The organism is Vulcanococcus sp., assembly GCF_044369115.1.
Lineage (GTDB): Bacteria > Cyanobacteriota > Cyanobacteriia > PCC-6307 > Cyanobiaceae > Vulcanococcus.
The window spans coordinates 1-4440 of the sequence record NZ_JBIPMN010000278.1 but is presented as its reverse complement, the minus strand read 5'-3'; the positions used below and the strand labels follow the sequence as shown (position 1 = coordinate 4440).

General features: G+C 65.0%; 6 protein-coding genes and 1 pseudogene. All 7 read right to left on the bottom strand.

The window, feature by feature from the left end; all coding sequences use genetic code 11:
* Window positions 1–1354: pseudogene (locus ACIQ2E_RS14895) on the bottom strand (hypothetical protein); the annotation flags it as partial.
* The gene (locus tag ACIQ2E_RS14890) at window positions 1341–1838 is read right to left on the bottom strand and encodes a hypothetical protein (RefSeq protein ID WP_398332248.1); all 498 of its coding nucleotides are present in this window, start codon (window positions 1836–1838) and stop codon (window positions 1341–1343) included. The pseudogene ACIQ2E_RS14895 and the gene ACIQ2E_RS14890, both read right to left, overlap by 14 nt.
* Entirely contained in the window at window positions 1831–2301 is a 471-nt protein-coding gene (locus tag ACIQ2E_RS14885; RefSeq protein WP_398332246.1) for a hypothetical protein, read from the bottom strand. Before ACIQ2E_RS14885 ends, ACIQ2E_RS14890 begins: the two co-directional genes overlap by 8 nt.
* A 10-nt stretch (window positions 2302–2311) precedes the next feature.
* The gene (locus ACIQ2E_RS14880; RefSeq protein ID WP_398332244.1) at window positions 2312–2749 is read right to left on the bottom strand and encodes a hypothetical protein; all 438 of its coding nucleotides are present in this window, start codon (window positions 2747–2749) and stop codon (window positions 2312–2314) included.
* Between the two features lie 3 nt (window positions 2750–2752).
* The gene (locus ACIQ2E_RS14875; RefSeq protein ID WP_398332242.1) at window positions 2753–3682 is read right to left on the bottom strand and encodes a major capsid protein; all 930 of its coding nucleotides are present in this window, start codon (window positions 3680–3682) and stop codon (window positions 2753–2755) included.
* A 74-nt stretch (window positions 3683–3756) separates the two neighbouring features.
* The gene (locus tag ACIQ2E_RS14870; RefSeq protein WP_398332240.1) at window positions 3757–4104 is read right to left on the bottom strand and encodes a type II toxin-antitoxin system PemK/MazF family toxin; all 348 of its coding nucleotides are present in this window, start codon (window positions 4102–4104) and stop codon (window positions 3757–3759) included.
* A partial coding sequence (locus ACIQ2E_RS14865; protein ID WP_398332238.1) for a hypothetical protein occupies window positions 4104–4440 on the bottom strand: 337 nt, incomplete at its 5' end. The genes ACIQ2E_RS14870 and ACIQ2E_RS14865, both read right to left, overlap by 1 nt.

Sequence of the window (4440 nt, the reverse complement as noted above, 5' to 3'; positions counted from 1 at the left end):
TGAACTGATAAGGCTGGGACTGCCACCAGGAGGCAGCCGGATCCACCGGGCCTTGAAACAGGGTGCTGGATTTGTCGGGGTCCAGGATTTCGAGCCAGATCTGGGCGATGCCCAGCAAGGGGGTGCTCCAACCGACCCGGATCGTGTCCGGCAGCACCGTGCCATCGGGGTTCTCGCCGGTCCCACCGGCAAGCTGGGCAATCGGCCGTGGCGCTGGCGGCTGGGGGTTGATGGCGCACTGACCGCTCAGCAGCCAGGTGTCATCGCTGACCTTGATCGCTTCAATGGCTTGTCCAGCGGCAGCGGCCATGCGGCCCAGGGGTGCGATCAGCCGCGCCCCCCAGGTGGGGCTGAACTGGGCATTGGTGCTGGCGTCCTGCGGGTCTAAGTCCGCCAGCCGCACGTGGCTGCCGGTGGGCAGCGCGCTTTGCTCGGCGGTAGAGGGCAACCAAAGCGTCAGCGGCTGGCCGTGGGCCACAAACAACACGTTGTTGTCGCCGGCGCCCAGGGTGTAGTTCGTGCTGGCCTCGCGTTTGACGGTGATCAGGCCATCAGCGGGCGGACCTGCGGGGCCAGCAGGTCCAACGGGGCCCGCGGGGCCAATGGGTCCAGCAGGGCCGGCATCACCCTGGTTTCCCTGTTGTCCTGGTTCGCCTTGCTGTCCCTGGGGTCCCTGAACCCCCTGTGGGCCTTGGGCCCCTTGGGGTCCAGCTGGCCCCTGCGGTCCCTCGATCACGCCGGCATCCACCCAGGCGGCGGTGTCGTCGTTCCAGCTGAACAGATGGCCAGGGGTGCCAACCAGGTAGCAATCGCCTGCCGAGCCGCTCGGATGGGCGGCGATCAGTTCAGCCGCGCTGGCATAGAAACCCAGGATCGCCAGGCTGTTGCCGTCCTTGCCTGCTGGGCCTTGGGGGCCGGGGAGGCCTGGATCACCGCGCCAACCGCGCTCGCCCCGGGGGCCTTCCGGTCCCTGGGGGCCCGGTGGTCCGGCAGCACCAGCAGGGCCCGCCGGACCGGTGCTGCCGCTGGAGATGTTGACGGCGAAGTCGGTGGCCGAGTTCTGGTAGATCACCAGGTACTCCCCCATCGCCGGAATGCTCAGCCCGTTGGGGGCCAGGTAGGAGAGCCCGGCGTCAAAGCGAAGGTTGACGCTGCCGCTGCCGTAGCGCCAGACGTAATAGAGGGTGCCCTGGCCGCCGGTGAGCACGGGCTTGGCCGGCACCGTCACGGTGATCGGTTGCTCGCTGTTGCAGATCAGGAAGTAGTACTGGTCATCGGGAACCAGGGTGTAGTTCGCCGTCACATCCCGCGCCATGCGGTCGGCGAACAGCGGTGCGTCCTCAGGCCTCGCCATCGCTTCCTCCATGGGTTGATGCGCAGACGGTCAGGTCCACAAACCACTCGATGAAGCTGCTGTTGGGTTTGCGGCTCACCGTGAACGCCGGCACGTTGGGGTTCGAGAGCGACTGCTTGTTGAAGACAAAGCACACTTGATCCCCCTCGCTCAGCCACTGCCACTCGGGCGGATTGACGCCTAAAGGGCCCGTGAGTTGCACCCCAGGCCGTTGAAAGGCGGCGTTGAGCAGCTCCATCACGAACACCGGGCCTGGATCGAACTGCGGCAGGGTGAATTTGACGAAGGTGTCGGTGTCATCCACCGGCTTGATGGGGTTCTGGTTCCAGCGCAGTTCCCCCTCGTCGCCCCGTTGGATCCAGTTGTCGCCGCCGGCATCCAAGGCCTCCATGGCAATGGTCTCGCCGGTGCGGTTGAGCACGCGCAGGTGGTGGTCCTTGATCAACCAGCCCTGATCACGCGGTTCATTGAGTTGCTCAGACATCGGTGGTGTCTCCGTCGGTGGTGGGCATGGGGCGCCCGTCCTCCATGGCCTCGATGGGCTCCCTTGCCTCGATGGGATCAATCAGCTCTGGATCCGCTGCTGGGCTGAGGTCTTCTGCGATGGCCCAGGTCACAGATTCAGCCGTGGTGCTAACTGAGGCAGGACCTGGATCCAGCTGCCTGTGGCCCTGCTGCTTGCGGCCCGGCTGCTCGCTCTGATTCACCAGCTGCCAGCCCAGTTGCTGCCAGCCGCTCAGGTGCACCGGCCAGATGCAGCGCTGCTGATCGCCCTTGCAGATCCGCACCATCCCGCCTGCGTGGCGCAGGGTCTGTGCAGTAGCGCTCTGGAGCGGCGAGGGCATGCGAGGCGGCGGGCCTGCCGCGGGACGGCCGAGTTCGTCATCGGCCTGCAGCTGCTCAGTTGTCGCCGGTTCGCTTGTTGGTGTTTTGCGTTGCCTGGCCATCGCTGCTCTCTTATGCGGGGACGGTGGCGGTCAGGCCGACGTGCATGCCTTCGACCCGCATCGGTGAGACCTCAGCCTTGGCAAAGCAGATGCAGGGCAGGGTCACCGACCCCAGATCCGCCGGGTCGATCTGCAGGTCATAGCCACTGAGGAAGGCCTCCACCCGGCCGCCTTCCTTGGGCAGGGCGACCACCAGCGAGGGGATCCATTGACCCCGGCTGCCATCACGCAGCACCGGTGCCAAAAACAGTTGCACCTGCAGGGGGTTGTCCGAACCGGGACTGGAGACCACCAGCGAAAAGCGCGCGGCCGCATCGAGCTTGGTGTTGAGCTGCACCGCCTCACCCGAGAGGTAGGTGTGGGGCTCAGGGCGTGTGGCGCTGCGGTTGGTCCAGCCCACCAGGGTGGTCTCCGCATCGATCAGGGGATTGCCGTTGCGCGTGGCCATGGTTCAGGCAGCGGGTGTGATGTTGAACAAACGGCCGGCGCTGCGGAGTTGCAGCACGGCAAAGCCCACGTACCAATCGACGCGGGTGCGAAACACCGGGGCATCGGGCACCTCGCCCAGATCGCGAACCGAAATGCCGTAGCGGCCATGGAAGGGGCCCTGCAGGCCGGTGACGCCCTGATCACCAAAGGTGCAGCAGTAGATCGAGCTGGTGCCGCCAGGCTCGTCGTAACCCATGACCTCAATGCCCTGGGCATCGCGATCGACGGTGAGGATGTCGCAATCTTGGTAGCGGTGCACCGTCATCCCGTAGGAGTTGGTGCTGGTCTGGTAGATCCCTCCGCCGATCGTGGCACGGGCCAGGGCATTGAGCTGACGGCGCATCGCCTTGCTCATCACCAGCACCTTGCTGCCGCCGTGGGCATTGACCGAATCGATCAGCTCATCGAGGTGGTCAAAGCTCAGCGGTGCACCGGCTGCTGTCTTGCCGGCGTTGTTGAACGCCATCGGGTTGCCCGGCGGCAGGCGCTTGCTCAGGCCGTCAAAGGCGCGGGGGTTGCTGGCGGTGTCGCCATTGATCAAGGTGGCCTCCAGGGTGAGCCGCATCGAGCGCACCTTCATCTCGATCTGGCTGGCGCGGGCTTCTGGGCCCATCAGATCCACGATCGAGCGGTCCACATCGACGTCCCCGCCAAACAGGTGCACCGCCTCGGCGCGCTGGTCGACCACGCCATAGCTCTGGCTGTAGCCCTCGTTGACGGCGCGAAAGCCCACCGAGGGCAATTCCTGTTCTGCTGAATAAAAGAGGCCGCTGCCGGCAATGTTCATGAACGGCAGCCGGGCGAGCAGTTCGCCTTCTGAGAAGGTCTTGAGCACCGCGAGGTGCTCGAGCCGGTTCTCGTACTTGGCTGCCTCGATCAGGGTGAGGCCCATGGCACAGGGGCCGCAGCCCCAGAGAGGTCAGGGGCTATTGCCGAGACGTGACGAACTGGACAACAGTTGAACGCTCAGCCTTGGCCGCCGATCACCCGCTGCAGCACCTGCTGGCAGGTCGTCTGCAAGGCCAGCGGTAGCCGTCCGATGCGCCGTTTCACCAATGGCAAGGCCAGGGTTGTCATGCGGCTGAGCCGCAGCCTCGAGCTCACCTTCAGGCTGGCGCCTGAGAAACCTGGATGTTCGGCAGGGATGTCGAGTTCATCGCTGGCAGTTGGGCCGCTGATGTTGGAGCTGATGAAGGCCAAAAGCACATCCCCATGGCGATCACTGGTGGTGATCACCAAAGCCGGCCGCGGCTTGACCGCCGGCCCATCCGTGAAGGGGAAGGCAACCAGCACGATGTCGTAACGGCTGAGCATCAGCCGGCAACGATCGCTTCTCCCTCGGAGAAGCTGTAGAGGTCTGGCTCAGCGGCCAGGTCATCAAAAGCTCGCCCGGCCACAGCCATCTCAGCCAGGTCACCGTGACTCAGGTCGCTGTTGTCCTGCTCCAGCTGCCTGAGCAGCCAGCTGCGATCGTCAGCCGGCAGGCTACGAATCACGGCAAGCAGGTTCTTAGTGAGCTGGGGGTTGGTCATGGCCTCAGAAAAACTGACGACCTGCATCGATCTGTCCAGCTTCCTGTACAACATCATAGGGCGAGAGCCGTGCTCGGTATCGATGCAGCTCGGAGGTTGAAACGCGGCGAGTCGGGCT

Coding starts and splice junctions, on each gene's coding strand:
- ACIQ2E_RS14890 (WP_398332248.1), bottom strand. CDS start 1,838: ATGTCTGAGCAACTCAATGAACCGCGTGATCAGGGCTGGTTGATCAAG.
- ACIQ2E_RS14885 (WP_398332246.1), bottom strand. CDS start 2,301: ATGGCCAGGCAACGCAAAACACCAACAAGCGAACCGGCGACAACTGAG.
- ACIQ2E_RS14880 (WP_398332244.1), bottom strand. CDS start 2,749: ATGGCCACGCGCAACGGCAATCCCCTGATCGATGCGGAGACCACCCTG.
- ACIQ2E_RS14870 (WP_398332240.1), bottom strand. CDS start 4,104: ATGCTCAGCCGTTACGACATCGTGCTGGTTGCCTTCCCCTTCACGGAT.
- ACIQ2E_RS14875 (WP_398332242.1), bottom strand. CDS start 3,682: ATGGGCCTCACCCTGATCGAGGCAGCCAAGTACGAGAACCGGCTCGAG.